Source organism: Psychrobacillus sp. Z3-81, assembly GCF_056620325.1.
Genome location: NZ_JBWQPU010000001.1, coordinates 68,042 through 94,128, shown reverse-complemented (window position 1 = coordinate 94,128; position 26,087 = coordinate 68,042). Strand labels below are relative to the sequence as shown.

26 protein-coding genes and 1 other annotated feature are annotated in these 26,087 nt (G+C 39.8%); of the genes, 4 read left to right on the top strand and 22 right to left on the bottom strand.

All coding sequences use genetic code 11. The features are described from left to right. Positions 1–21 precede the first annotated feature (21 nt). From AC1ECF_RS00460 to zapA, 5 genes are all read right to left on the bottom strand, one after another. Complete coding sequence (locus AC1ECF_RS00460) at positions 22–432, bottom strand: DUF350 domain-containing protein (protein ID WP_480387418.1); 411 nt, start codon at positions 430–432, stop codon at positions 22–24. A 73-nt stretch (positions 433–505) separates the two neighbouring features. Beyond that, positions 506–2,869: an endonuclease MutS2 gene (locus AC1ECF_RS00455; protein ID WP_480387417.1), complete on the bottom strand. Its 2,364-nt coding sequence runs from the start codon at positions 2,867–2,869 to the stop codon at positions 506–508. Between the two features lie 17 nt (positions 2,870–2,886). Next, a complete protein-coding gene (gene polX, locus AC1ECF_RS00450; RefSeq protein WP_480387416.1) occupies positions 2,887–4,590 on the bottom strand; it encodes a DNA polymerase/3'-5' exonuclease PolX in 1,704 nt (567 codons plus the stop codon). Between the two features lie 62 nt (positions 4,591–4,652). Then, complete coding sequence (locus tag AC1ECF_RS00445) at positions 4,653–5,195, bottom strand: CvpA family protein (protein ID WP_480387415.1); 543 nt, start codon at positions 5,193–5,195, stop codon at positions 4,653–4,655. A gap of 4 nt (positions 5,196–5,199) precedes the next feature. Then, entirely contained in the window at positions 5,200–5,460 is a 261-nt protein-coding gene (gene zapA / locus AC1ECF_RS00440; protein WP_480387414.1) for a cell division protein ZapA, read from the bottom strand. Between the two features lie 79 nt (positions 5,461–5,539). Here zapA and rnhC point away from each other — a divergent pair, with 79 nt between their 5' ends. Both rnhC and AC1ECF_RS00430 read left to right on the top strand, forming a co-directional pair. Then, the gene (gene rnhC, locus AC1ECF_RS00435; RefSeq protein ID WP_480387413.1) at positions 5,540–6,481 is read left to right on the top strand and encodes a ribonuclease HIII; all 942 of its coding nucleotides are present in this window, start codon (positions 5,540–5,542) and stop codon (positions 6,479–6,481) included. Positions 6,482–6,493: 12 nt separating this feature from the next. Next, positions 6,494–7,003, top strand: a complete 510-nt coding sequence (locus AC1ECF_RS00430; protein ID WP_480387412.1) for a GNAT family N-acetyltransferase — start codon at positions 6,494–6,496, stop codon at positions 7,001–7,003. Positions 7,004–7,440: 437 nt separating this feature from the next. Here the strand turns inward: AC1ECF_RS00430 and AC1ECF_RS00425 are convergent, their stop codons facing one another. The 8 genes from AC1ECF_RS00425 to AC1ECF_RS00390 form a co-directional block, all read right to left on the bottom strand. Next, the gene (locus AC1ECF_RS00425; RefSeq protein ID WP_480387411.1) at positions 7,441–8,001 is read right to left on the bottom strand and encodes an AAA family ATPase; all 561 of its coding nucleotides are present in this window, start codon (positions 7,999–8,001) and stop codon (positions 7,441–7,443) included. A gap of 15 nt (positions 8,002–8,016) precedes the next feature. Continuing rightward, positions 8,017–9,099, bottom strand: a complete 1,083-nt coding sequence (locus AC1ECF_RS00420; RefSeq protein WP_480387410.1) for an NAD(P)H-dependent flavin oxidoreductase — start codon at positions 9,097–9,099, stop codon at positions 8,017–8,019. Positions 9,100–9,113: 14 nt separating this feature from the next. Continuing rightward, the gene (locus tag AC1ECF_RS00415; RefSeq protein ID WP_480387409.1) at positions 9,114–9,401 is read right to left on the bottom strand and encodes an NUDIX hydrolase; all 288 of its coding nucleotides are present in this window, start codon (positions 9,399–9,401) and stop codon (positions 9,114–9,116) included. Positions 9,402–9,403: 2 nt separating this feature from the next. Next, a complete protein-coding gene (locus tag AC1ECF_RS00410) occupies positions 9,404–9,589 on the bottom strand; it encodes an NUDIX domain-containing protein (protein WP_480387408.1) in 186 nt (61 codons plus the stop codon). Then, complete coding sequence (locus AC1ECF_RS00405; protein WP_480387407.1) at positions 9,586–10,104, bottom strand: GrpB family protein; 519 nt, start codon at positions 10,102–10,104, stop codon at positions 9,586–9,588. Before AC1ECF_RS00405 ends, AC1ECF_RS00410 begins: the two co-directional genes overlap by 4 nt. Next, positions 10,101–10,541: a DUF402 domain-containing protein gene (locus tag AC1ECF_RS00400; protein WP_480387406.1), complete on the bottom strand. Its 441-nt coding sequence runs from the start codon at positions 10,539–10,541 to the stop codon at positions 10,101–10,103. Before AC1ECF_RS00400 ends, AC1ECF_RS00405 begins: the two co-directional genes overlap by 4 nt. Further along, entirely contained in the window at positions 10,529–10,654 is a 126-nt protein-coding gene (locus AC1ECF_RS00395; RefSeq protein ID WP_480387405.1) for a hypothetical protein, read from the bottom strand. The genes AC1ECF_RS00400 and AC1ECF_RS00395 overlap by 13 nt, the downstream gene beginning before the upstream one ends. A 102-nt stretch (positions 10,655–10,756) precedes the next feature. Beyond that, positions 10,757–11,167: an NUDIX hydrolase gene (locus AC1ECF_RS00390; protein ID WP_480387404.1), complete on the bottom strand. Its 411-nt coding sequence runs from the start codon at positions 11,165–11,167 to the stop codon at positions 10,757–10,759. Positions 11,168–11,280: 113 nt separating this feature from the next. On the opposite strand from AC1ECF_RS00390, the gene AC1ECF_RS00385 reads away from it, so the two are divergent. Then, complete coding sequence (locus AC1ECF_RS00385) at positions 11,281–11,466, top strand: hypothetical protein (protein ID WP_480387403.1); 186 nt, start codon at positions 11,281–11,283, stop codon at positions 11,464–11,466. A 34-nt stretch (positions 11,467–11,500) separates the two neighbouring features. Here the strand turns inward: AC1ECF_RS00385 and AC1ECF_RS00380 are convergent, their stop codons facing one another. The 5 genes from AC1ECF_RS00380 to AC1ECF_RS00360 form a co-directional block, all read right to left on the bottom strand. Next, complete coding sequence (locus AC1ECF_RS00380) at positions 11,501–12,235, bottom strand: Fe-S oxidoreductase (protein WP_480387402.1); 735 nt, start codon at positions 12,233–12,235, stop codon at positions 11,501–11,503. 126 nt (positions 12,236–12,361) lie between these two features. Next, the gene (locus tag AC1ECF_RS00375) at positions 12,362–13,780 is read right to left on the bottom strand and encodes a sodium:solute symporter family protein (RefSeq protein WP_480387401.1); all 1,419 of its coding nucleotides are present in this window, start codon (positions 13,778–13,780) and stop codon (positions 12,362–12,364) included. Between the two features lie 417 nt (positions 13,781–14,197). Beyond that, positions 14,198–16,609, bottom strand: coding sequence for a phenylalanine--tRNA ligase subunit beta (gene pheT, locus AC1ECF_RS00370; RefSeq protein ID WP_480387400.1), 2,412 nt, complete (start codon positions 16,607–16,609; stop codon positions 14,198–14,200). A 12-nt stretch (positions 16,610–16,621) separates the two neighbouring features. After that, the gene (gene pheS, locus AC1ECF_RS00365; protein WP_480387399.1) at positions 16,622–17,659 is read right to left on the bottom strand and encodes a phenylalanine--tRNA ligase subunit alpha; all 1,038 of its coding nucleotides are present in this window, start codon (positions 17,657–17,659) and stop codon (positions 16,622–16,624) included. Positions 17,660–17,967: 308 nt separating this feature from the next. Beyond that, positions 17,968–18,197: a binding site (T-box leader), on the bottom strand. Positions 18,198–18,251: 54 nt separating this feature from the next. After that, entirely contained in the window at positions 18,252–19,013 is a 762-nt protein-coding gene (locus tag AC1ECF_RS00360; protein WP_480387398.1) for a TrmH family RNA methyltransferase, read from the bottom strand. Positions 19,014–19,139: 126 nt separating this feature from the next. On the opposite strand from AC1ECF_RS00360, the gene sspI reads away from it, so the two are divergent. After that, complete coding sequence (sspI, locus tag AC1ECF_RS00355) at positions 19,140–19,349, top strand: small acid-soluble spore protein SspI (protein ID WP_480387397.1); 210 nt, start codon at positions 19,140–19,142, stop codon at positions 19,347–19,349. A gap of 167 nt (positions 19,350–19,516) precedes the next feature. Here sspI and AC1ECF_RS00350 read toward each other — a convergent pair whose 3' ends face one another. From AC1ECF_RS00350 to AC1ECF_RS00335, 4 genes are all read right to left on the bottom strand, one after another. Continuing rightward, a complete protein-coding gene (locus tag AC1ECF_RS00350; RefSeq protein ID WP_480387396.1) occupies positions 19,517–21,604 on the bottom strand; it encodes an S-layer homology domain-containing protein in 2,088 nt (695 codons plus the stop codon). 216 nt (positions 21,605–21,820) lie between these two features. Beyond that, on the bottom strand, positions 21,821–22,786 hold the full coding sequence (gene argF, locus AC1ECF_RS00345; RefSeq protein ID WP_480387395.1) for an ornithine carbamoyltransferase: 966 nt from the start codon (positions 22,784–22,786) through the stop codon (positions 21,821–21,823). A 137-nt stretch (positions 22,787–22,923) separates the two neighbouring features. Then, a complete protein-coding gene (locus AC1ECF_RS00340; protein ID WP_480387394.1) occupies positions 22,924–24,012 on the bottom strand; it encodes a M42 family metallopeptidase in 1,089 nt (362 codons plus the stop codon). Positions 24,013–24,126: 114 nt separating this feature from the next. Beyond that, positions 24,127–26,028, bottom strand: coding sequence for a DUF2207 domain-containing protein (locus AC1ECF_RS00335; protein WP_480387393.1), 1,902 nt, complete (start codon positions 26,026–26,028; stop codon positions 24,127–24,129). Positions 26,029–26,087: the final 59 nt, after the last annotated feature.

Genomic DNA, 26,087 nt, shown 5'->3' with positions numbered 1-26,087 from the left:
TTTCCATGTAAGCCTCTCCTACTATATACTTGCTCCTATTACGAAGGACAATCCAACCGAAATTACCAAGGAGATAAAGCCGACAGAGCGATTATCCTTTGCTATCTCCTGATCAACATTAAAAGAAGGGGTTAGAAATTCAAAAAGCAAATATGCAATGATTAGTAGAGTGAAACCATAGAGGCCCCACCCGAGCATTTCTAATAAGGTGTTATGTTCCTCTATGGAATATTTGAAAATATTACACACACCAAAAATCTTACCCCCTGTTGCCATTGCAACAGAGACGTTACCTTTTTTTATTTCTTCCCAATTTCGATACCTAGTCACGATTTCGAACAGGACCATGGATACTACAAGGCAGAGTATAACGACACTAAAATAACCTGCAGCTTCGACTAAAGGATTGGACCAAAAACTAGACAGTAACATTTACTCACTAACCCCTTCACTTTTTTCCTCTTTACGAAAAATAAAGAGAAAAAGTTCCCAGTTATTATTTTTATTATTTTAATTCTACCACGGTCACACCATGGCCTCCCTCTCCAGCTTCACCAAAACGATAGCTTTTCACACGAGAGTGATTTTTCAAGTACTGCTGAATAGCCTGCCTTAGTACTCCGGTGCCCTTCCCATGAATGATGGAGACTCTTGGATAATTAGCTAATACCGCATCGTCAATATACTTCTCCGTACGTATAATCGCATCCTCATAGCGCTCGCCGCGTAAATCAAGCTCCAGCTTTACATGTGTATCTCTACCTCTTACCGCGTTAACAGAAACAGTCTGTTTTTGTTTTTCAGGCTTCATATACTCGAGATCTGATTCATCCAGTTTCATTTTTAGCATACCAATCTGAACGGACCATTCCGTATCAGACAGTTTTTCTAAAAGCGTTCCTTTTTGTCCAAAGCTTAGTACCTTCACCTCATCCCCTGGCTTCAATACTCTTTGCTGTTCCTTCAGCTTTTTCTGCTTTTTCAGAACAGGATTATTTGGAAGTGCTGATTCTAAACGTTTCTTCGCATCAATCAGCTCATGCTCTTTGACAAGCTTGTGGGTGTTGGCTTGCATTTTACGCAGCTCGGAAATAATCTCGTCTGCTTCTCTCCGTGCATCCTCCACAATTTTTTTCGCCTTATCCTTCGCCTTCTGCTCTAATTTTTCTTTTTTGTCTTCCAGTTCAGCAAGCCTTTCCTCTAAGTCCTGCTTTAGCTGTTTTGCGTTGTCTAACTGTTTTTCTGTTTCTTCTGCATCTCGTTCAGCCTGTCTTCTACTTTCCTCTAAGGAAGCGATCATTGAATTAACTTCCCCGCGATCAGTACCCGTGTAGGATTGGGCTTGATTGATAATAAAAGGTGGAAGACCCAGTCGTTCAGAAATCTCAAATGCATTACTTCTTCCAGGAACTCCTAATAGCAACTTATAAGTTGGACTAAGTGTTTCCACATCAAATTCAACGCTGGCATTTATTACACCTGGACGATTATAGCCATATGCCTTCAGCTCAGGATAATGCGTGGTTGCCATTACTCTAGCACCTGTCCCATGAACAGCATCTAAAATGGCAATAGCTAGTGCCGCACCCTCTTGAGGGTCAGTACCAGCACCAAGCTCATCAAAAAGTATTAAGGAACGGTCATTATATTTCTTTAAAATGTCTACGATGTTCACCATATGAGAGGAGAAAGTACTTAAGCTTTGCTCAATCGATTGCTCATCTCCTATATCGGCAAATACTGATTCAAACATCGATACTTCTGAGCCATCTAAAGCGGGAATAGGAATTCCACTTTGAGCCATTAATGTACAAATACCAACTGTTTTTAAGGTTACCGTTTTACCACCAGTATTGGGACCGGTGATGACAACAGCTGTATAATCTTTCCCAAACTCAATTGTATTTGGGACTGCAACATCTTTTGTAATTAAAGGATGTCTCGCCTTTATTAAACGAATATACCCTTGGTCGTTAATCGTAGGCATTGTACATTTTTCCGCTTGTCCATACTTTGCTTTGGCAAGGATAGCATCTATCTCCCCAAGTATGTTTACTAAAAGGAATATGTCATGTCCTACCTCTGCCACTTCACCTGTAAGACGCAGAAGGATTCGCTCGATCTCTTCCTGCTCCTTTACCTTTAGACTCCGTATTTCATTATTTAATTGAACAACAGCAGACGGCTCAATAAATAACGTTTGACCGGAAGCAGATTGGTCATGAATAATCCCACCATAGTGACTGCGATATTCAGATTTTACTGGGATTACATATCTATCATTACGTATTGTGATGATGGAATCAGAAAGCATTTTAGATGCATTTGCTCCACGAGTGTAGCTTTCTAATTTTTCACGTACACGACTTACTTGTATTCTTAGTTGTTGTCTAATGGACCGTAGTGTTTGGCTTGCGCTGTCCAACACTCCCCCATTTTCATCGATACAATCATTGATTTCATGCTCTAACGCAGTCAGAATAGGTAGTGCATCCTTTTTTTCTAGAAAATGAGGAATAGAAACTGCTTCCTTCTCCACTACATCCTCTAGGAAATTGCGTAGTATCTTGCTTGCACGAATAGTGCTTGCTGTTTCCATTAATTCCACCGGGCTTAGCATTCCGCCAATTTGTGCTCTCTTCGCATGTGGGCGAACATCTGTAATTCCACCCATTGGTACATTTCCTTTTATGCGTAGAATCGTTAGTCCTTCGTCCATTTCCTCTAGCAGCTTTTTCACCTGTGCAAGATCTATGGACGGTACAAGATTTTCTATATGTGATTTTCCGAGAGAGGACGTGCAATAGGCTGCTACCTCTTCGCGAACCTTGTAGAATTCTAATGTTTTCAGTGCTCTTTCTGCTATCACAAGAGACACCTCCTAATTTATTTCTTCAATTGCTCCTTAAATCTTTCTAGTGGCCATGTATTTACTACAGTATCTTTGTGTAACCATGCCTTTTGTGCATATTGAGCCCCTACGTCCATGTATTTCAGCTGATCAATATGATGAGCATCCGTATTTATTGCAATAGGAATATCTAGGTCCTGAGCCATTTTTAAATACTCCACATCTAAGTCTAAGCGATGTGGATTTGCATTTAATTCGAGAATCTTCCCATGTTCCTTTGCCCATTGAATAAGCGTAGGAACATCAGGGTCATAGCCACTTCTCGTTCCAACAATTCTTCCAGTAGGATGAGCAATCATATGGACATATGGGTTTTTCATCGCTGTCAGTAAGCGTTCCATAATTTTTTCCTGTGGCTGGCTGAAGCTAGAATGGATGGATGCAATAACAAAATCTAGCTGCTTCAATAAATCATCATCAAAGTCTAATGTCGCATCTGGTAAAATATCCATTTCAGTACCGGCAAGCACTTCTATGTCATCGTATTTTTTATTTATTTCACGGATTGCCTCTATTTGCTTTAAGAGTCTTTCTCTTGAAAGACCGTTTGCTACCTTCAAGTAATTAGAGTGGTCCGTTATCACCATATACTTATAGCCTTTTGCACGACAAGCCTCTACCATCTCTTCAATGGAGTGAGCCCCATCCGACCACGTCGTATGCATATGGAGATCTGCATGGATATCCTCTAATGCAACAAGCGAAGAAAGCTTGTCCAGCTTGGAAAGCTCAGTACCATCCTCTCGTACAGAAGGTGGAATAAATGGCAAGTTAAAATATGCATAGAACTCTTCTTCAGATTGAAAGTGCTCTACGGTTCCATCCTCCAACTCAACGCCATATTCACTAATTTTCTTCCCTTGTTCCTTTGCAATTTGTCTCATTTTTATATTGTGGTCCTTAGAGCCAGTAAAATGGTGTAGTGCGGAAGCAAATTGGGCAGGCTCAACCAATCGAAAGTCCACATCTACCTCATTATCCACGTCCAGTGTGACAGATACCTTTGTATCTCCGGCTGCATCTATCTTTAAAAGCGGCAGCTTGTCTAACAGCTGTTCTCTAACTTCCTTTGGTGAATTAGTGCTTACAATAAAATCTAAATCGCTGCTAGTTTCCTTTACTCTTCTAAAGGACCCAGCAACCGAAAACTTCTCCACTTCCGCTATTGAGGCAAGAATTCCTTCAATCATTTCGACTAATGGCTCCATTTGCCAATATGGTGATCGCTCCGGCTTAAGCTGGAAGGTTTCTAGCTCTGCTAAAATTTTCTGTTCTGTCTTCGGCCCAAAACCTGCAAGCTCTCGAACCTGTCCAGCTTCACAAGCTCCCTTTAAAGCTTCAATCGAATCTATTTGTAATTCTTTATAGAGCTTTGCGATTTTTTTGCCCCCAAGACCTGGTATTTTAAGCATTGGAAGAAGCCCACTTGGAACAGCCTCTTGCAACTCTTTTAATAGAGATGACTCACCATTGTTTATTAAATCCTCAATTACAGCCCCTGTAGCTGCTCCAATTCCCTTTAATGATGTGATGTTATCCATTTCAGATAGGCTGCGATCATCTAACTCTAAAACCTGAGCCGCCTTACGAAAAGCACCAACCTTAAATGGATTTTCTCCTTGTAGCTCCATATATAATGCTATTTTTTCTAACGTTTTAATGATTGTCTTTTTATCCATATCATATCCTCCATTCAAAAAAAACTTCCCTCCACTGAGAGAAGTCAATTAGTTATACATGTTTAGTTTTCCACATATATATACCACCAATTTTTCACTATTTCTGAAAGGATCGGTGTATGCTCCAATATCCAGCCAGCAAGTATGGAGCTATCCATCAAGCCCTGTAGAGTTCCTATTGGAAGTAACGCTAATACATATAAAGATACAAAGATAAGAAAATAAAATTCAACCAGTCCTAAAAAAGCACCAACTACATTGCTTACAAAGCCTAGTATAGGCAAATACTTCAAGAAATCAAACATGGATGCAATCAGCTGCAGTCCAAACTTTACCACCATAAAAATTAATACAAAAGAGATAATTCGATAGAAGGTTTGATCGAGATCAAGATTTTCTACGGCAATTGTCAGCTTTGAATCAGAAGTTATTGCTGGGAATGGGATCCATAAAACAAATTTCTCTGAAAGTGGTTTATAATAGATATACGCAACGATGAGCGCAATAATAAAGCCAGTCATGTGAATCAACTGAACAATTAGCCCTCTTCTTGCCCCAGTTATAAAACCAGCTATCAGCAAAATAAGAATAATAATATCTAACATTTTTTCAGTCCTTTAGCCTTTTCAATTCTTCTTCTAAAAGTTCAAGCTGCTCTTTCACTTTTATGTAATCGTTTACTGCATTAACAGCGGTCAGCACTGCTAACTTTGCTATATCTAGTTGTTGGTTATGAGCATGTATCTCTCTCATTTTATCATCTACGATGGAGGCAACGAGTCTCATGTGACCAGAAGTTTCGGAACCTACCATTTTATATTTCTGTCCATAGATATCGACAGAAATTCTTGTTTTTTCTAGTTCTGACAAAGACGAACCCTCCCCCAGAAAATCCTATGTATAATAATAACACGAAATAGATTCTGATGTGAAGAAAGGAACTACCCTAATGGCAAATGAAGTAATTATATTGTCGAACGATGACATTCAAAAATTGAAAAATCACTATAAAACCTACCAGATTGATCGGACGGCTAACGGAGTAATTTTTGCAGCCAAGCTAGCAGATACAGCTATCACAGCCTATAAGTCCGGCAAGGTTTTATTCCAAGGAAGTGGTGCCACCCGCGAAGCGGCTAGATGGGGTACATCCGAGCAACCAAAGCAAAAAGCTGTGGTGAGTTCAGTAAAAGGAGACAAGCTGCCGGCTAATTTCGAAGAACTTTCCGTAATAGGTTCTGACGAGACAGGGACTGGCGATTACTTTGGTCCCATCACAGTGGCCGCATGCTATGTGCCGGCAGAAAAAGTTGCGCTCATAAAAGAACTAGGAGTAAAGGATTCAAAGATGCTAACGGATGAGGCAATGCGTAAAATGGCTCCAGACATTATGTCTGCCATCACTTATTGCGTTTTGGTATTAAAGAATGTAAAATATAATGAGATACAAGCAAAAGGCTGGTCACAAGGCAAAATAAAAGCCCTCTTACATAACCAGGCGCTAAAGCATGTATTGAAAAAAATAGAACCAGCTAGACCGGACTACATCTTAATCGACCAATTTGCTGAACGGGGAATCTATTATAATCACATTAAAAACGAAAAAGAAATCATTCGTGAAAATGTGCTTTTCTCAACGAAGGCTGAGCAACTACATGTTTCAGTCGCCGCTGCTTCCATTATTGCAAGATATGCTTTTTTAAAGGAAATGGATCGTTTAACAGAAATTGCTCAAACGACTATTCCGAAAGGGGCAAGCTCGAAAGTGGATGAGGTAGCAGCAAAAATTTATATGAAGCACGGGGAAGGTTTTTTGAAGGCCATCACGAAATGGCATTTTGCCAATACCCAAAAGGCTATTGCACTAGTAAATAAAAAACGATTTACCTAAGGGAGAATTAAAATGGAAGCTGTGTTTGAAACAGAACGTTTAATAGGGGTAGTACTAGAAGAAAGCTTTTTATCAGATATGATGAAGTTCTGGGGCGATGAGGAAGTCATGGAGCAGTGTAATGGAGCAACCTCCCTCGAGATTCTCCCACAGGTCATAGAAGCTTATCAAGCTTGTCATAGAAGACATGGATTATCTGTATATGGTTTGTTTGAGAAAAAATTAGGAGAAGTCATCGGTGCAGCTGGCTTTAACATAACAGCGGATTTGCAAGAAATAGAGCTGATTTATCATTTCAATAAACAGTCATGGGGAAAAGGCTACGCAACCGAGGCGGCTGTTGCTAGTATAGAGCTGGCAAAAAAGCATGGACAGGTGGAGCGAATTGTCGCTTCCGCTAGTCCAGCGAATGCCCAATCGCTGAAAATATTAGAAAAGATCGGTTTTGAATACAAAGGCCTCAAATGGTTTGAGGATACCGAGCAAGAAGAGCCATACTATGAAATGAGGTTGAAGAAGTAGAGCTTTTGTGTTCATGTATTTGCATAATCCTTCACAAAGATAGGTTGATTTCCGTTCTGGCTGGTAGATAAAGAGAAACTAGACTGAATAGAGTAAAGAGACTGAGACAAAGCTATTCTAGGTTCTCCGCTGCGTCGGACGCTTTCCATGGGGGCGCGGCAAGCCAGCACCCAACGCTCGCGCGTGCGGTTGTGCCGTCTTGCCTGACACCTTACTCCCACTGGAGTCGCCGTCGCTGCTACGAACCATTAAAGTTTCCTTATAAAATTATAATTTAATCATTAAATTCCCCAAAAGAATATAACCCATTATGAAAATAAACCAAATTAAGACAGCACTTATGATTCTTTTATTAGTTAGTATCATAAGTGCTTCTCTTTCGATTTGTCCAACTCTCTTTGATTAATGAGTTCTAACCATTATAAAATACCTGCTCGTTATAAGCTAAATTCCTTTTTTATCAAGGAAGCGACTTCACATGGCTTTAGGTATGTATTATTGATTCGCAAGTAATTTTTTTCTTTTATTTCTCCAACAAGTGAATTCATTCTTTTGTCCTTATAAGAGGATAACAAATTCTCCTCTGACTGTTTCGTATTCCTTTTGGTCGGCTTATGCTCTAAACGATGAGGGGTTTTATTACGAACCAGTCTTTCCTCTACATCTGCTTCAAGCTCCACAAAATAAATTTCTACCCCTTTGCTTCTAAAAATTTGGCAAATCTGTTCAATATCTTCCCAATCCTCTTGTTGATCAAAATACCAAACCTTTGTAAAAATTAAACCGTATTCCTCACTATTTGCAAAGGATTGAAAGATCTCTTTCCGAAATAGCTTTGCCAGCCTCCACATTTCAGGGCTAAATCCATAAAGTGGCTCTAATAAATCTATGGTCATATGATTATGAAATAGTTTGAGCCCAGTACTTTTCGCTAACTCCTGGCCTACTGTCATTTTCCCAACAGCTTGCGGACCAAAGATAAAAACAAACTTTTCCACTGTCTTTTCCTCCATTTACATGAGAATTGATTTTTTAACTAGCTCAACCTCTTTCCATAAACAATCCATTAACATTTTTACTGTTTGATCCTTCGAGAGCATAGGACTTTGACCAGCCCATAGAGACATGTAGTCCGATTTGTTCTGCTCGGTTGCAGCTTTCCTGATTGGCTGTGTTAATGTATGCTGTATCGGAAAGTCAGGTATTATGGTTTCTCTTTCGTTCATTTCTCGCATAAACTTATTTTCTATGCCTCTTGCCCACTTTCCAGAAAAGGCTCTAGTTAGCTGTATCTCTTCTGGTCTTGCTTGTAAAACAGACTGCTTATGAATAGAAGATGCTCCACTCTCCTTGCATACAAGGAATGCAGTACCCATCTGCACTGCTTGCGCACCTAATGAAAGAGCTGCTACGACTCCCCTTCCATCCATGATACCTCCCGCTGCAATCACTGGAATACGAACCTTCTCCACGGCCTGGGGAATAAAAGACATAAGACCAATATTCCCTTCCTCATGCGTACTAAGGAAGTTTCCACGGTGCCCTCCAGCCTCGTAGCCTTGCACTACTACAGCATCCATTTCAACTTCCTCATTGGCCATTGCCTCATCTACTGTAGTTGCCGTTCCAATGAGAAGAATCCCCTTTTTCTTAAGCTCTTGGATTACCTCTCTCGAAGGTAAGCCAAAAGTAAAAGAACAAATAGGCACACGGTTTGACAGGATGGTTTCCACTTGATTTTCAAATTCCTTGTTTGTTTCCTCAAAGGTAGGCAGTCGTAACTTTTGAGGCTCCATTCCTAGTGAACTCTCGTACTTCTGAAGAAGGAGCTGTGTATCCCGTATTTTTTCCTCATCAGCCTGAAAACTACTGGGAACAAACAAATTCACTCCAAATGGGTGAGTCATATGCTGTTTTACTTCCTTTATCTGCTCCTCTAGCCGTTCTGCAGTCATATAGCCAGCACCAATCATCCCGAGACCTCCGTATAAAGATACCTCTGTCACAAGCTTCGTTATCGTTATCCCACCAGCCATGGGCGCTTGAATAATAGGTGTGCTTACCTTTAATCTATCCGTCCAATTGTTTCGTAACATGGCCATCACTCCAGTTAAAGTTTCACTTTCCAATCACGATAGGTAATTACCTCCAGATTATCCGTATGTGAAGAAAGATACTCTTTTGCTTTTAACACTAATGGAGAAGCATTTCCTTCTACTATATCTTCTAAACCAACCCACGAAGCCCCTAAAGAATCCTGTCCATCGAATTTTTCTGGTATACAGATAGACCCACCGACAGCCTTCACCAAATACAAGATAGCAATATGATGAACGAGCGTGCCCTGGCGCCAATCTGTTTCTAAGAGAAAATCAAATGCCCCAACCTGAGATAGCACTTCTATTTGTAGACCCTTTCTTCCATAAACTCTCTATGTAAGGCTTCCAAAAGAGTTTCCCTTTCTTCTAAGTTGCCCCCAGGAAGATCCCATCGATTCTTGTATGGGCCTCCCCCTTTATGAATAACCATTAGCTTTCCTTCATCTACTAAAATCCCATATACACCAAATGGCCTGTGAAAATTCATATACTCATTTTTCTCCAGGCAATTGCCTTATTTTCTATTTCTTTTACTAATTGATCCTTCCCCTCAATATAAGCATCCATATTAGTAGGAAATTGAGCAGCAAGCGCTAGTTTTAATTGTCCGTAAGCATGCAGGTCCTCTGGGTGACTTCTTACATAATCTCTAAAAGCAAGATGCCTTTCTATATCAGGATGTCCTTCTTCATAGACATGGATATGATGAGTGCGCTCGTCTCCTCCCTTTCGGAAATACCTCCGTCCAGGAAGTCCATTTTCGCCAAGCGCTTCATATCCTATGTCTTCCATACTTTTTGTATAGTTATCTACATTGCTGATACTCCTTACTACGGGAATCATGTCAATAATGGGCTTTGCATGTAGACCAGGTACTGAGGTGCTACCAATATGATGAATATCTATTATTTCTGGTTCAAGCACTTGTCTAATCAAGACAGCTTCAAGCTGGAATAGCTTTGGCCATTCTTCGTTGTAAGGAACTACTTCAACCCTTCTCACGTTATTACCTCCTCAAGCAGGACTTCCAGATCTTTTTTATGTTTGTGAGCAATAAAAAGGAGTGGAAATTTCTCTTCCTTAATTAGTTCCATTAGTTTTACTGCTTTTTGTTTTACAAAATCATATTGTATCTGTGAGATCACTTGTTCATCGAACGCTTCCTCTAACTCTTCTTCATCCAATAAAAAAATCTCCCCTGAGGGAAGAACGACGATATCCAGGAACATATCCACCCAGTACGGGATTTCTTCATTTCTCTCATTATTTTGACAGATATCCATATACCACTGGACAATTTCTCCCATTTCATTAAACACAGTAGTCAGTGTATATGGCTTACCAATAGGGAAATGCTGAAGCCAGGAGTAGCCATGATCCACGATACATAACTCGTGCTCCTCATAACGGACAAATAAAGGCTCTGTTACTTTTTCCATTTTAATAGAGTAACAGTGCCTTCAAAATCTTTTTCACAAGCTTCCATTATTGCGAATCTCCGTTCACTAACTCGCTTCCAATCAGGTCTATTTGCGAATCGTTTTTTAAGCACCCATTTCCCCCCAAGTCACTGGATCTCTCCAATCTATTAATTCAAATTATACTCTAAACTATCGTTTATATTACATAAAATACCATAGTATAATATAAAACATTACCCTTGATAAATATAGGTAGCTTTTCCCTTTAATAGTGATTGTACTCCATTTGGATGATATGGCATAAGCCTATTTGCTTCCTCTATAGGGACCCATTTTATTTCAGAAATTTCCTCTGGCAGCTGAATAGAAAAATTATCATGATCCACACTCATTACAAAAGTGACAAATAAAACATGACTATCTCGCTGAGGGAAAAATGCTTCATTTACAGAAGCAATGCCTTCTATTCTAGCCGTCAATCCCGTTTCTTCTTGAACCTCCCGAACAATTGCTTCTTCTAATGTTTCTCCAAGCTCAACCGTGCCACCCGGCAATGTCCAACTTGCACCGACATTATGTACCATCAATACATTTTCTCGCTCCTTATCTATGATAAGAGCATATACCACATCTACTCTATCCATATACTCACCTCTTCTCTTTAGTATAACAAAGATTTATTTTCTGATAATCGGGTATAGCATATATATATCCTTTTAACATTGTCTCAATCTTAAATCTTACGGGGGGTGGTATCTTGAGAAAGGTTTATGGGGTTACTAACTTGGTGGCTTATTTACAATCTATCGGGCGCCCATTAACAGAAGAGCAAGTAGAATATTATTTATATCGGAAAGAAATACCACACCTCAAGCCACTTAATAACCTAGTGGTATTTAATTTAGACCACATTGATTGGTGGATTGATCATAGAGATACTTGATGAACGATCCATACAAAGAAAACTTCTATCCTTCTTATTTGGATAGAAGTTTTTCATCTGTCGTTAATGGGCAATACCCACATGCAGCTTGCCCTGGAATATCCTTAGATAAGCAACAGGTCTTGCGAATCGGCTGATTAACAAGGTTAGCAGGATTTCGTCCCTCAGTGTATTGGTAATAGAGGGATTTATTCGAAAAACGACTCCATACCTTTGCATCCTCTAAAATGTCTATGTCATCCATTGCTTGCGTAGCAAATGCGGGATCTCCAAGTAATCTCTCGTATTGATTCACCAAATGAACAAAGAAATTTTCCCATATTGTTAAAGGTGAAATACTAGTCGTTTGTCTCAAAAACTGAACAATTTCATAACCTTGCTGATACAATATTTTTTCGATAACTTTTTCTCTTTCATCAGCCTTCACATATCGGAAATCATTTGGGTTAATAAACATTGCCACTGTGTAAGTACCAAATTCCTTTGTCACATCAAAATGTAACTCTGTGTGCTTCCCATCCCAAACCATATCATAAGCAGCTAACATATAAAATTGTGTGGCAAAAAACATTCCATATCGCTTACTGAAGTGTGACACAGCCGCTACAGGATTCTCTGCATCTGTTATCCCTTGCATGAGCTTCCCAAACTCTTCTTGAAAAAATTCTTTACTTAATCTTTCCAATGTAAACAGCGTGCGAAGTGGTTTCGTTGTGTAAATTCGATGTTCATTTAATAAAAACTCTTGATCAAATGTTAATGCTGGCATTCTATCACCTATTTATCTTTCTATTCTCTTTTATTTTATCGGAAGTATTCCTTTATGCCAATCCGACGAGCTTGCATAAAAAAATGTAGACAAAGTCGGCCATCCAACTTTATCTACACGAATATACTATAGCGTTGTTTGAGGATTCTTTGACGGAATCATTTTAGAAAGAGTAATAATCACTAATGCAGAAAGCAAAAGTCCCCAAAGTACCCCTAAAGTTAAAGAAGCAACTGAACCAACGACTATTCCAATTCTAGCTCCCCAAATAGAGACATTACTATTACTGGAGCCCATCGCAAACGCTTTGTCTTTATTTCGTTTCCAGAGGAGCCCAACAATTAATACCGGTACAACCCCTCCTCCAGCCATCGTATATGCTAGAGAAAAGAGATCGATAATAGAGTCGGCCCATATCGCTGTCACGATTGTAAATATCCCAAAACCGACGACACACCAACGGGTAAGCTTGAGATAAAAGGAATCGGACTTTGGCTTCATATTAGGTATTACGAGGTCATTAACAATCACTACTGCTGCCGAATGAAGAAGAGAAGAGGCACTTGAAATTGCCGCCAAGAAAATCATCGTAAAAAAGGCAAGTGCAGCAACTTCCGTCATTTGGTCAAGTATTAACCAGGAAATCGCATTATTAGAATCAAGATTAGGATTTATCATCTTAACTACTAGTCCACTCAACGTCGCAAAGATAGTAAAAATGATAGCAACAACACCACTGATTAACATTGCTCGAGAGGCAGATTTGGGATTTTTAGAAGCAAAGCATCTTTGCCAGTAAACCTGTGCAACCAACATCCCTAAAGTCCCCGTGACAACCAAAGAGATAATTTCCATAACGGAAAGATTCATCTGGGCTAGCTCAATTGCTCCCGCTTCCTCCAGCCCAACCTTTAAATTAGAATAACTGAAATCAATTTTCTTAAAAACTTGAAAGTAAAACCACACAGCCATTCCTATTAGGATTCCACCCTGCACGAGATCCGTCCATACTACAGAATACATCCCTCCAACCGCAGTATAAATAATAAAGACAGCAGAAAATACGAGTATCATAGGAACAGGATCTATTCCAGTAAAAGTTGAAAAGAGAGCGCCCATCCCCATCGCTTGACCACTCACCCAGGCAATCATAATTGCCGAGATTAAAATAGCCACCATACTTCGAAAAATTTTGTCTCGTACAATTAAATCATCCATCATTTCTGCTACCGTATTATATGTAAATTTCGCTGCAAAACCTGCAAATACTAATGCGAATAAAATCTTCCCGCCTTGTTCCCCTATCACAAACGGGATATTAGCTATCCCAATTTCATAACCCTTTGAAGAATGCCCAACAAAATTTCCAACTCCCATAATCGTGGCAATATCTGTGAAGAGTAATAAAAAGAAAGGCAATGTCCCACCAGCTATCGCATAATGAGCAAAGCTTTCATCCGCTTTCTTCTTAAATAAAAATGACATTCCAATGAAAATAAGTGATAAAACAATCGTGATTGTCCACGTCCAAAAACCTAAGTCCATCCAACTCCCCATTTCCCTATGTATTGAAAATTTTATCAATTAAATTATGTTATTGATAAAATTTTGCTAATACTCCAGTACCCATTTTCAGGTAGATTAAACCACAAACAAGAAAAAACATAGGCTTGGATAGCCTATTCCGCTTTATTCTCGGTTAGCTTCTATTTACTCTCGGTCGGGACAGGTTTACTCTCGGATAGATAGATTTTATTCTCGGATAGCGCTTGCTTACTCTCATTCAGGGCATTTATTCTCGATTGGGCCAGGTTTACTCTCGGATAGAGCAGATTTACTCTCACTCAGCGTGCGACCGCTTGGCTGGTGCTTCTTCTTTTGTAAAAATGCATTTCCGTTTCCTACTCACCAATAAAAAAACTGCATTCACTCGCCAAGAGTGAATGCAGTCCACACTATTTATTATCCGCGTAATTCTGCGCCAGCTTGTTCTGCTAGTGCTTTTAGTACTTTATTATGAGCATTTACAACTTCTTCGTCTGTAAGAGTACGCTCAGGATCAAAATAAGTTAGAGAGAAGGCAATGGATTTCTTGCCTGCTTCCATTTTTTCTCCTTCGTAAAGGTCAAATAAATGAACACCTTTTAACAGTCTGCCGCCAGACATTTGGATAACCGCTTGCAGCTCACCGGCTGTTTTGTCACGGTCTACCACTAGAGCGATATCACGTGTAATAGATGGGAACTTAGAAACTGGTGCATAGTACAATGCGTCAACAGGCTGTTGTAAGATTTTCACCAGATTCAACTCTACTACGTACGTATCTTTTAAGTCTCGTGCCTTTTGTTCAGCAGGATGCAGCTGTCCGATTATTCCTACTTGCTCACCCGCTAGCTTAATGGAAGCTGTACGTCCTGGGTGTAAGCCCTCTACTGCTGCTTTTTCAAATGTTAGCTCTGCAGCAAGACCAAGCTTTTCTATTAGGCCTTCCACAATTCCTTTTAAGACAAAGAAATCTACTGCTTTTTTCTCGCCTTGCCAGCTGTGCTCCCCCCATTTACCTGCGATTACTGCAGCTAAATGCTCTTCTTCGTGCGGTAGACCTGATTCTGTTTCTCCTAAGAATACAGATCCTACTTCATAAAGTGCCACTGTATCTGCTTGGCGAGCAGTGTTATACGTAACTGCCTCTAATAAATGAGGGATAAGGCTTTGTCTTAACGTACTGCGTTCCTCACTCATTGGCATAAGTAGCTCAGTCACTGGAGCAGTCTCTAAAGCAAATTTTTGTGCTGCCTCTTTTGAGGTTAAGGAATAAGTAATTGCTTGATATAACCCAGCGCCTTCTAGATATTGACGAACTAAACGGCGTTTAGCCTGGTAAGGAGTTAAGCCACCTGGTTTTGATTCTTCTACTGGAAGAGTCATTGGAATTTCATCATATCCATACATACGCGCAATTTCTTCTACGATATCTTCTGGAATTTTAATATCCTGACGACGAGTTGGTGCTTTGATATATAAGTAACCATTGGCTGCTTCAAAGTCAAATTTTAAGCGAGTCAGAATAGAAGTCATATCTTCTAATGAAATCTTCATACCTAAACGGCTGTTAATAAAGTCAGGTGATACTACAACCTCTGCCGGCGTTTTATCTAGCTCATCTACAACTACAGAACCAGCAAGTACTTCTCCCCCTGCAAGCTCTGCAAGCAGACTTGCAGCACGCTCAGCAGCTGCTATCACTCGGTTAGGGTCAACCCCTTTTTCGAAACGTGCACTAGCATCGCTTCGTAAGCTATGATCCTTAGACGTTTGACGTACTGATCCACCTGTGAAGTAAGCAGATTCAATAACAACCGTAGTTGTTCCATCATGAACCTCAGAGTTTGCACCACCCATAACACCTGCAATGGCAATTGGCTCTTGACCATTTGTAATGACAAGGTTATTTGCTTTAAGTGTACGCTCTTGATCATCGAGCGTTGTAATTTTTTCGCCTTCATTTGCAAGACGAACAACGATTTCTTTTGTCGCAATTCGGTCGTAGTCAAAAGCATGTAGCGGTTGACCGTATTCCATCAACACGTAGTTCGTAATGTCTACTACGTTGTTATGTGGACGAACTCCTGCAGCCATTAAACGGTTTTGTAGCCAAAGTGGAGATTCCTTCACTTGCACATTTTTTACTACCTTTGCAACATACATCGGATTTTCTTCTTTCGCTTCAATATGAAGCTTCACATAATCCTCTGCTTTTTCATTACTTTCCGTATAGCTAGCTTCTGGATATTTCATATCCTCTGAAAGGATAGCACCTACCTCATATGCAACTCCAAGCATGCTTAGCGCATCTGAACGGTTCGGCGTTAGCCCAAGCTCTAGAACTATGTCATCTAGACCTAATAAAGGAAGAGCACTTTCTCCAGGAACTGCTGTCTCAGGAAGCACATAAATACCTTCTGCATATTTTTTAGCCACTACACGGCCTTCGATTCCAAGCTCTTGTAGAGAGCAAATCATTCCGTTTGACTCTTCCCCACGTAGCTTCGCTTTTTTAATTTTTATTCCACCTGGTAATACTGCACCAGGACGTGCAACGATTACTTTTTGTCCAGCAGCAACGTTTGGAGCACCACAAATAATTTGAGTAGTTTCCTCACCTACATCTACCTGACAAATATTTAACTTATCTGCTTCGAGATGCTTTACACATTCCTTTACATGACCAACCACAACATTCGTCATTCCTTGAGAGCGATCAATTACTGCATCTACCTCAATACCTGAGCGAGTAATTTTCTCTCCAAGCTCTTTTGGGTCTAATCCTTGTGTATTTACATATTCTGATAACCATTTAGTCGATACTAACATGTCATTTCCTCCTTACACTTCTGAGCGGTGGAATTGTGATAAGAAACGCACATCATTTGTATAGAAATGACGAATATCTTCCACACCATATTTCAACATTGCGATACGCTCTGGTCCCATTCCAAATGCGAAGCCTGAAAGCTTTTTCGAATCATAGCCAGCCATTTCTAACACATTTGGATGAACCATACCTGCACCTAGAATCTCAATCCAGCCTGTCTTCTTACATACGTTACAGCCGCTACCACCACACTTGAAGCAAGAGATATCCATCTCAACAGAAGGCTCTGTGAACGGGAAGAAGCTTGGGCGAAGGCGAATCTCACGGTCCTCACCAAACATTTTCTTCGCAAATACCGAAAGCGTACCTTTTAGGTCACTCATGCGAATATTCTCGCCAATTACAAGACCTTCGATTTGAGTAAACTGGTGTGAGTGTGTCGCATCATCATTATCACGACGGTACACCTTACCCGGGCAAATAACTTTAATTGGCTGCCCTTCTTTTGCTTCCATTGTTCGAGCTTGAACAGGAGAAGTGTGCGTACGTAGCAAGATATCCTCTGAGATATAGAAAGAATCTTGCATGTCACGTGCTGGGTGACCCTTCGGAAGGTTTAGTGCTTCGAAGTTATAGTAATCCTTCTCCACCTCTGGTCCTTCTGCGATTTCATAGCCCATGCTAATGAAAAGGTCTTCAATTTCCTCTACTACACGTGTTAATGGATGATGATTACCTGTCTTAACTGGACGACCAGGTAGTGTTACATCGATTGATTCTTTTTCTAGCTGCTCTTGAATCGCTTTCTCTTGCAGAAGAGTCATTCTTTCCTCTAAAACAGCTGTTACCTCTTCACGAACAACATTTACTAGTGCGCCCATTTTTGGTCTTTCTTCTGCTGGGAGCTTGCCCATTCCTTTTAATAAATCTGTAATAGGACCTTTTTTTCCTAGATATGCGACACGCACATCATTTAACTCTTTAACATTTTGCGATTCGGCAATCTTTTGGATTGCTTCCTCCTTCAACTGCTGAAGTTGTGCTTCCATAATAACCCTCCTAATAAGTAAGAAATGCTGAAGCGCCTATGTCTGCCCCGACAAGCAAATGGGAAAAGGCGAGGAGGCTCTGCCACCACAGCCTTTGCACATTTGACCTCGAGGGGCAAGGCGCTGAAGCTGGACATCAAGAAATGCTGAAGCTCCTGGTATGCCCAGAAAAGCAAATGGGAAAAGGCGAGGGGGCTCTGCCCCACAGCCTTTGCACATCTGACCTCGGGTGGCAAGACGCTGAAGCTAGGCAGATACCTTTTTACAGGACTCCCTCTTTTCTTCCAAAATAAAAAACCTCCTCCCAAAAAAGGGACGAGGTTCTATTCGCGGTACCACCCTGATTATTGCAGATTCCTCTGCAATCTCTTGATTTGATTAACGGCTCTTCACCGGCTCACCTTTACAGTATCGACTGGTCCCGGTGGCAGCTAGCGGGGTGAACTTCTATATGTTTTTCGCAATTTACACTTCCAGTCACGGTGTAAAATCCCTATTTTGAAACTACATACATACTTTTCCCGATTACAGCTTTTCAATTTATCAAATTACTGTATATTATACGGATTTATGACAAGATGTTCAAGCACAATTATTTTAAAGTAAGGCCATATAACAGAATACCAGTCGCCACCGCAACATTTAAGGATTCTGCTTGTCCTAAAAGTGGAACCAAGATATTTCGATCTGTTTGTCTTAAAAACTCCTCTTTAATCCCGCTTCCTTCATTGCCAACAATAAGCGCAAAGCTGTCACCACCAGTGACCTCATTATATGGAGTAGAGTCTTGTAAAGCAGTTCCATAAATCTGAATCCCCTGCTCCTTTAGCTTTTCAATCCACCAGTTCAGGTCTCCCTTTACAATCGGAATATGGAAATGAGAGCCTTGAGCGGAGCGAAGTGTCTTTGGATTATAAGCATCTGCTGAGCCTTTCCCAAGAACAATTGCATCAATACCTGCTGCATCTGCTGTGCGAATCATCGTTCCGACATTCCCTGGGTCTTGAACAGCATCTACTAAAAGAACCTTCTTCCAAGAAGTAATGTCTTGATTATTAGCTTGCTGTTTACAGTGTGCAAATATTCCTTGTGTATGCTCCGTTTCTGCAAGCTCATCCTTAATATCATCGTGAATTTCTACTACTTGTATACCTTCCACATCCCAGTTAGCAGGAATATGGCTAGAATCGCTAATGATGATCGACAGGACATTTTTCTTTTGCTTGATTGCCTCTTCAACTAAATGATAGCCTTCTACTATAAATTCTCCTGTTTTATCTCGTTCTTTTCTAACGTTTACAAGCTTTTTCCAATGCTTGACCAACGCATTTTGTGGGGATTCAATTCTCTTCATTCTATAACCGCCTCAAATTTAATTTTTGTCATGCTTGCATTATATTTCATTCTACTTCATAAGTGTATCAAAAAATATGTATATCATGTGAAGCACTGGGAAAAATAAAAGCAAGGAGTGATGATAATGGATTTTCAAATTAGAGAGGCAATTTCAGCAAATATGGCCAATTACTCTCCAGCACAAATCAAAGGTGTTGTGGAGGATGCCATTCAACGAGGCGAGGAGCATTTACTGCCAGGTTTAGGCGTGTTCTTTGAAAAATGGTGGAAAAGTGCAGATGACGCTAGTAAGCAAACAGTGTTAAACAAGCTTTCCGCTGCCTTTGCTAAGTAACTGAGTTTACACCAAAGGTATTTCCTCCAACAATGAACTTGCAAGCCTACATACTCCCCCTTGTTTCTCCTGTGCCAACTGCTAAAAGACCAAGAGACAAGGGGCATGTAGATCAAGCATAGGAAAAGCTGCTGAAACAAGGTATAAACCATTTTCAGCAGCTCTTTTTATAGTGCATCCGTACGTTCATTTCCCTTAGGCAAATACTGAAGCATCCCTATTTCCTGTAGACCATTTTTTATTTTCGTTGTGTAACCGAGCTTTTCACTAGACAAATAGGCTGCTTTCGAAGCAATCATTTCCTCTAGCAACGGTAATTGCTTTGAATCTATACCGCTCCAGAGCTTATAAGAGATGATTAAATCCTCTAAGGTTAGATGCTTATAATCATCCCCCTTATATTCACCCTCAGCATTAATTCGATACCAAATATCTCCGTTCTCCCGGATCCAACTCTTTTTATCTTTTTCAATTGCCGTCTGTACTGCCAACGCAGCATCGAGGTACTTTTGCTCCCCGAATGTTTCATAGGCCATTAATAGAATGTTCATCCCACCTAATACATGATTCATAGACGCATGTGTCGTTACATCCTGTATAATTGGGAAATAATCGGAGATGTAATAAGATTTGTCATCCACCCAAATGACATTTCCTTTTTCCTTCTGGGCTACCAGTAAATCCGCATAATTTCGAAGAGGCTCGTTCCCGTTGTCAATCCCAAAATCATCCGCGCTATTATAATAAAACAAGGCAATTTGCTCGTTAAACCTAGTATCAATGAATGGGGCAGTAATATTATATAAGTCCTTTAAATACGTACTTGTGACCTCAGTTTCCCAGTATTCCTTTTCTCCTTTAAAGTTCTTAAGGTTTACAAAGGAATTATAGATAAGGTTCTCAAAATATCGATCCTTTTGTTCCTTATACAGCACAAGGGCACGGTCCTCTTTTTGCAGGAGAAGAATTCTGCCATACCCTAATCCAGATTCAGGCATTGGCTCAGTAGTAGTAGCCATTTTGTTATACTGACCATCGGCAGTGTACCACTTATTTCGTTTTTTATAATACTGAGAGGATTCTAGCATCCAATTCTCCCGATGCTCGTCTGTAAGAAATAGTGGGTTCACCGCATCCATATACCATTGCTCTACTATATCCTCTCCATCAGAATGCAGAGAATGGACAGATTGAATGGTAGTTCCTACTTGGGCATAAGAAAGTGCCTCATACTCATTTAACAGCTCACGCATAAAGCTCTCTCCACCATCTGGGTAATCCATATACAGCTGCTTAGATTGATAGGATTGCCCTACCATTCTCTCCTCTAACACTCCATCCTCTTTTACAAATCGCAATAAGCCTGTTGGATAGGAAGTGATATCCTGCCCAAATACATCTTCTCCACTTCGCTTAATTTCATAGCGATCATAACGATATAGCTCGATGGACGCAACAAAATTTTCCTTTTGAATCACATCTACTGTAAGTGGCGTATTCGTTGGATTATTCATTTTAGAGAATAAAAAATAATCTCCATTATCAAAGGAACGAACTGTCAATTCAATAGTTGCTCCCTTTTCGCCCACCCTATAGGTATAAATATTATCTCTTGAAAAACCATTATCAATTCTTTCATGCTTAATAAAAGAGATGTTTTCTAAAGATCTCAAGTAGATAGGGTGCTCATCAAAAGACACTTTTACTAGTTTGACATTTTCCTCTATAAGCGAGTAATTTTCTGAGACTGCCAAATTCGTAATAGTGTAGTTCTTTCCCTCTCGGATATATTCCTTTTCTACAAGCGCCTCATGAAGCAAAGCAGCAAAAGTGGCTCTTGTTAGAAAACCATCGTCACTCAACGTATCTTGTATTTTCTCTTTAGGGACTAATTTTAACTGTTCACTTTCAGAATCCACTGTTCCCAAAAATGCTTTCAGTCTTCCTTCCGTTAAATATCCTATCTGACTTCCTTTGACGATTGCTTTTGTTTGAAAAGCTTTGGATAATACCTGATTGGCTTCTTTAACAGTTACTAGCGCGTTAGGTCTGAACTGTAAATCGCGGTCGCCCGTCAATATCCCAAGCTCCACCAGATGCATGATTTGATTTTTCGCCCAATATTTGTTTGAAATATCTGTGAAACGAGCATCTATACTTACTTCATTAGAATCAGCTTCTTCTGCTGAAACAGTTAAACAAATGAAGGATAGAAATATGCTTAAAAATAATGATATACGGTATGTATGTACCATGATGAAAGCTCCCTTGCTAATAGTCATTGCTCTCATTATAAATACTATTTATTAGAAAATGATGATAAAACAGGAAAAATTTCAAAAAGAAAAAAAGAGTGATTTGGCGTCTCCCAAACCACTCTCACTATGTATCGATGAGGCCGTCCTTCTAGACAGACAACATCGAGCACTAAACAGCTAGCCATCCTGCCAGCATATTTAGTTATTCATTTATTAGGCAAGCACGGAAGCCAATAGTGCTTTTTGTGCGTGCAAACGATTCTCAGCTTGCTGAAAAATATAAGAATGTGGGCCATCTATGACAGAAGCCGTCACCTCTTCCTCCCTATGTGCAGGAAGACAGTGTAAGAAGATATAATCTGCTTTCGCATTGGATACCAATGCGTCATTTATCTGGAAAGATTTAAAATCTGCTAAACGTTTAATGGTTTCCTCTTCTTGACCCATGGACGTCCAAACATCTGTATAAATAACATCAGCGTTCACAACAGCTTCCACTGGATCGTTAGAGACAAACAAGGAACCTCCGTTACTTAAAGCAATTTCTCTAGCCTTTTGAATGATTTCGGGCTTCGGCTCATATCCTGGAGGAGTTGCAACGGAAATGTGCATGCCCATATTAGCGGCCGCTATCACTAAGGAATGGGCTACATTGTTCCCATCACCCACATACGCAAGCTTCAAGCCCTTCGTATACCCTTTTACTTCTTGTATAGTTAAAATATCTGCTAATGCTTGGCACGGATGATACAAATCAGTTAGTCCATTAATCACCGGAATACTTGCATGCTCCGCAAGCTCCTTTACCATTTCGTGGGAATTGGCACGAATCATAATCCCATCTAAGTAACCAGAAAGGACATGCGCAGTGTCGTATACAGATTCGCCTCGACCTATTTGAAGATCTCGTGCATTCATAAACATACCATTTCCACCAAGCTGCTTCATTCCAACTTCAAAGGAGATCCTTGTTCTGGTAGAATGCTTTTCAAAAATCATCCCTAATGTTTTTCCTTCCAACAAAGGGGGGCACTTACCAAGCTTCGTCAGCTTTTTCAAGTCTATGGAAAGCTGAATTAAATCCTCTATCTCCTCCCTTGAATAATCTAAAAGTGTTAATAAATCTTTTCCTTTCAGACTATCAACCACCTTTAAATTAACCCATTCAAGCAGCTTCATATTTATAATAACTCCTTTTCATGTATATTTATGTATTAACAATTATAGTTTAGGTATATTTATAATGTCAAGTGTATTTATATACAAAAAATATAAAAAAACAACTAAAGGGTATGAACCCTTTAGTTGTCTATGTTTTAACTAAATTTAATCGTGTCTAATGCATCACGGTCAAGCTTTTTAATTACTTCTACAATCAATTTTACTGCATTTTCATAATCATCACGATGTAAAATTCCTGCATGTGAATGTATATAACGAGTAGCGATACCGATAGCTAATGCCGGCACACCGTTCATTGTAATGTGAATAGATCCTGCATCAGTTCCTCCACCTGCAATTGTTTCAAATTGGTAAGGAATATTGTTTTCATCCGCTGTATCGATTACAAATTCACGAAGCCCTTTGTGAGAAACCATCGAAGCATCGTAAAGGATAATTTGTGGTCCTGCTCCCATTTTGCTTGTAGATTCCTTTGGAGTAATACCTGGAGTATCTCCTGCGATACCTACGTCAACAGCAAAACCGATGTCTGGCTGTACCTTCATCGTAGAAGTTTTTGCCCCACGGAGACCAACCTCTTCTTGCACATTTCCTACACCATACACGATGTTAGGGTGCTTTTCATTTTGGAGCCCTTTTAATACATCGATTGCAATAGCACAACCAATACGATTGTCCCAAGCTTTTGCTAAAAGAAGCTTTTCATTGTTCATAACAGAGAACTCAAAATAAGGTACTACCATATCCCCAGGAAGTACTCCCCATTCCATTGCTTCTTCCTTCGAGGAAGCGCCAATATCGATAAACATATCTTTAATATCAACTGGCTTGTTACGAGCCTCAGGAGGCAAGATATGAGGTGGCTTTGAGCCGATTACTCCAGTAATTGTTTCCCCTTTACGTGTCACAATGGAAACTCGCTGTGCAAGCATCACTTGGGACCACCAGCCACCAACTGTTTGGAAGCTAATAAACCCTTTATCATCGATTTTCGATACCATAAAGCCTACTTCATCAAGGTGTCCAGCTACCATGATTTTCGGTCCGTTTGCGTCCCCAACTTTTTCAGCTATTAAGCTGCCTAGGTTGTCATACTCAATTTTGTCTGCATAAGGAGCAATATACTTTTCCATCACAAGACGAGGTTCACGTTCATTGCCTGGTATCCCTCTTGCATCTGTTAATTCTTTTAGCATTGTTAATGTTTCATCTAATTTTGTCATTACTTCGGCCTCCTAAATAATCTCACCATCCAATTATATGATAAATTGACGGCATTTTCAAAATAATTTTTCATTTACAGTGGACAGATGATAGGAGAAGCAGACTACTATCTGTTAATCCGCTCCAGCCCCTCCGCCCCCACCAGAAGACCCTCCACTCGATCCATAATAACTACCTGAGTCTCCGCCAGATGAACTACCGGATATTGGTGTGTTCGTCCATAACCATGTCTTCTCTACATAAGAAATTGGATCCTCTTCTGCCATTAAAATCGTTGCAATTGGAACATTAGTAGATAATATCGGGATTTTTTGTTTACTCCGCTTTAATAAATATGCTCTGACAACCCAATTGTGATTATGCTGGTAAAGCTCTACTTCTTGTTTATTTTTAAGACTTTCTTTGAAAGAGCGGATAGCATCCTTCACTTGAACTGCACTGGGAGAAAGTATATAGGTTGGAAGGGCAACAGAAAGAACAATTATAGAAAACAGCATCCCAAGCAGCATATTTAATAATTCCTCGTCTACTATTTGAACAATAATAAAAAACATGATGACACTATATAGTGTCAGCTCCTTATAAGACCTTCCTTTAGACAGAGTAGTTCCTATAAATATAACCGAGATAAAGATGATCAATCCTATCATAATCATACCTTGCAAGTCCAAATAGAATGAATAGGAGGTGATTAGCATCAATAAGAATACAACAATGCTAAGGAGGATTAATTGGATTTTATTATGAAAGGTTCCTGCCTCTTTAAGGGCTTTAAAGACCTCTTGCTCCCAATCTCTTTTCTTTGTACGAAATATCCTCACCTGACCATGAAAAAAACCAGAAGCTTCTGTTTTCTTATCCTTCTTTCCTACTCCAGCAGCTTGATGTAAATTGAATCTTTTCTTATCACGGAACAACCAGTCAACCATTGTTTGTTCATAAGGAAAATAAGATGCCTCTTTCTTTAATAGGTCAAATTCCAATGTTTCCTTTGGTGATTCCTCATCACCTTTAAATCGGAAAGCCGGTTTAGCATTAGATACTTTCACAAAGCCTCTCTCTACTAAAGAAAAAAGCCCTGCTAAAAAACTATTTGTCTTTGCCTTCCCATTCTTATCCACAAAGTACAAATACAATACATCAGCCGTCATAACATCCTCTATTGCTCCCCTTCGCCAGAAATGCCTTTGTGGCAAAAGAATAAAAGATAGGAAGGCAAGCAATAGAATTCCGTATGAAAAATAAGGAATTTTATTTTTCAACACTTCGATAGCATCTAGGCGCTCCTTCATATCTTTCCATTCTTCCTGTTCTAGTGCCAGTACTTCATTTAAGGAATATCCACTATTCCTTTTGACCATCTCTTTCATTACATGAGAAGGAAAATAAAAGCTTGCCTTTGTAGTAGAGAAGGCCCTGGAAACGGGAGTATGAAAACGAATCCCATATTCACTTTTTTCTGCCTCTAAGGCATGACGATCAAATAAAAAGCCGCCAAAATTGTCTGTAGAAACAGTTTCTGGGAGAATAAAATCAATTGTTACATTTTGATAATCCGTATCATGAGAGGAACCGTTCTCAAAATAGGTAACCTTTAGCTCACTATAATTGTTATAAGTGAGAACTGCATCCTTTAATGTATAGGCATATAGAAAGGATGCACGTTCACTCGATTTATTGATAGAGCTTTTAAACATATGCTCATCAAATTTTACTTCTAACTGCCTTAAGGAGTCTCCACTTATAAATCCTGGCTCTGCGTCCGGCTCCGTAATTTCATAAGCATAAAAATCTTCTACTTTCCCATTATATTTGCTTGGAAATTCACGTGTAAGCCTAGAAAACTTCCCATCAAATTGATAAGTATAGACTTCGTTGACTAATAAATCCCCATTGGGCTGTATCCAAGATTTTATATGTATCCGTTCAATTTCAAAGGATTTTGCCTCTGCATAGCTAGAAAAAAAGAACAAAGTGATGGGTAAAAGAATGATAGAAATGATTGCTTTTTTCATAAGACACCCCCTAAATCAACCTCTCGCTTCTTTACGAGCTGCCTTACTTGTTGGTTTCA

Excerpts from the sequence above, each read along its gene's own strand:
- AC1ECF_RS00410 (WP_480387408.1), bottom strand. The coding sequence starts at position 9,589 with ATGAATTTTCACAGGCCATTTGGTGTATATGGGATTTTAGTAGATGAA.
- sspI (WP_480387397.1), top strand. The coding sequence starts at position 19,140 with ATGGATTTTCAAATTAGAGAGGCAATTTCAGCAAATATGGCCAATTAC.
- pheS (WP_480387399.1), bottom strand. The coding sequence starts at position 17,659 with ATGGAAGCACAACTTCAGCAGTTGAAGGAGGAAGCAATCCAAAAGATT.
- AC1ECF_RS00420 (WP_480387410.1), bottom strand. The coding sequence starts at position 9,099 with ATGTTACGAAACAATTGGACGGATAGATTAAAGGTAAGCACACCTATT.
- polX (WP_480387416.1), bottom strand. The coding sequence starts at position 4,590 with ATGGATAAAAAGACAATCATTAAAACGTTAGAAAAAATAGCATTATAT.
- AC1ECF_RS00430 (WP_480387412.1), top strand. The coding sequence starts at position 6,494 with ATGGAAGCTGTGTTTGAAACAGAACGTTTAATAGGGGTAGTACTAGAA.
- argF (WP_480387395.1), bottom strand. The coding sequence starts at position 22,786 with ATGAAGCTGCTTGAATGGGTTAATTTAAAGGTGGTTGATAGTCTGAAA.
- AC1ECF_RS00460 (WP_480387418.1), bottom strand. The coding sequence starts at position 432 with ATGTTACTGTCTAGTTTTTGGTCCAATCCTTTAGTCGAAGCTGCAGGT.
- AC1ECF_RS00380 (WP_480387402.1), bottom strand. The coding sequence starts at position 12,235 with ATGCCAGCATTAACATTTGATCAAGAGTTTTTATTAAATGAACATCGA.
- rnhC (WP_480387413.1), top strand. The coding sequence starts at position 5,540 with ATGGCAAATGAAGTAATTATATTGTCGAACGATGACATTCAAAAATTG.
- AC1ECF_RS00360 (WP_480387398.1), bottom strand. The coding sequence starts at position 19,013 with ATGAAGAGAATTGAATCCCCACAAAATGCGTTGGTCAAGCATTGGAAA.
- AC1ECF_RS00400 (WP_480387406.1), bottom strand. The coding sequence starts at position 10,541 with ATGGAAAAAGTAACAGAGCCTTTATTTGTCCGTTATGAGGAGCACGAG.
- pheT (WP_480387400.1), bottom strand. The coding sequence starts at position 16,609 with ATGTTAGTATCGACTAAATGGTTATCAGAATATGTAAATACACAAGGA.
- AC1ECF_RS00335 (WP_480387393.1), bottom strand. The coding sequence starts at position 26,028 with ATGAAAAAAGCAATCATTTCTATCATTCTTTTACCCATCACTTTGTTC.
- AC1ECF_RS00445 (WP_480387415.1), bottom strand. The coding sequence starts at position 5,195 with ATGTTAGATATTATTATTCTTATTTTGCTGATAGCTGGTTTTATAACT.
- AC1ECF_RS00390 (WP_480387404.1), bottom strand. The coding sequence starts at position 11,167 with ATGGATAGAGTAGATGTGGTATATGCTCTTATCATAGATAAGGAGCGA.
- AC1ECF_RS00375 (WP_480387401.1), bottom strand. The coding sequence starts at position 13,780 with ATGGACTTAGGTTTTTGGACGTGGACAATCACGATTGTTTTATCACTT.
- AC1ECF_RS00340 (WP_480387394.1), bottom strand. The coding sequence starts at position 24,012 with ATGACAAAATTAGATGAAACATTAACAATGCTAAAAGAATTAACAGAT.
- AC1ECF_RS00350 (WP_480387396.1), bottom strand. The coding sequence starts at position 21,604 with ATGGTACATACATACCGTATATCATTATTTTTAAGCATATTTCTATCC.